Genomic DNA, 535 nt, shown 5'->3' with positions numbered 1-535 from the left:
AAAATCTTACCACCTTCTTTTCGCGAAAGTTCTCCAGAGGTTCGTTGATTACCCCGTAAATGGAAAATATAAAGGCTTGAAAATTCTTCAACTAGGCATTTGCGTAAACCATCCATAGATTTTGTATCTATATAACTTGCATTTGTAACAAAACCAATCACACCACAATCTTTTATACGGTCACTTGCCCAGCGAATGGCACGAATATAACTATCATAAAGATTTCGCATAAGGCTTGCTTTAGATTGAGCGGCGTAAGTTTCACCAATACGGTTATTTAATATCGGATAAGGCGTATTCTTTGCATTATCATTAGCACTTTTTTGACCAGTTGAATAAGGAGGATTGCCAAAAATAACTTCAATATTGAGATTTTTCTGAAGTTCTAAATATTCACTGTTTTCCTTTAATAGACGTTGTATTAGATCTTGCTTTTTTAGCGTCTGAAACGTATCAGCCAAACCAATATGCTTGAAAGGGATATAATTTCCTTTCATAAGACCATGATAGGTTGCTTCGATATTAATGGCTGCTA

At 35.0% G+C, this 535-nt stretch carries 1 protein-coding gene; it reads right to left on the bottom strand.

Features of this window, described 5'->3' with window-relative positions; all coding sequences use genetic code 11:
* Positions 1–535, bottom strand: a 535-nt coding sequence (locus tag ACFIN0_RS10180; protein WP_375702499.1) for an Eco57I restriction-modification methylase domain-containing protein, incomplete at both ends; no start/stop codon positions are given.

The organism is Bartonella sp. AA89HNZF (assembly GCF_042196905.1).
In the GTDB taxonomy this organism is placed as follows: Bacteria; Pseudomonadota; Alphaproteobacteria; order Rhizobiales; family Rhizobiaceae; genus Bartonella.
The sequence above is the reverse complement of the archived record's forward strand: the minus strand, read 5'-3'. Positions and strand labels throughout refer to the sequence as shown.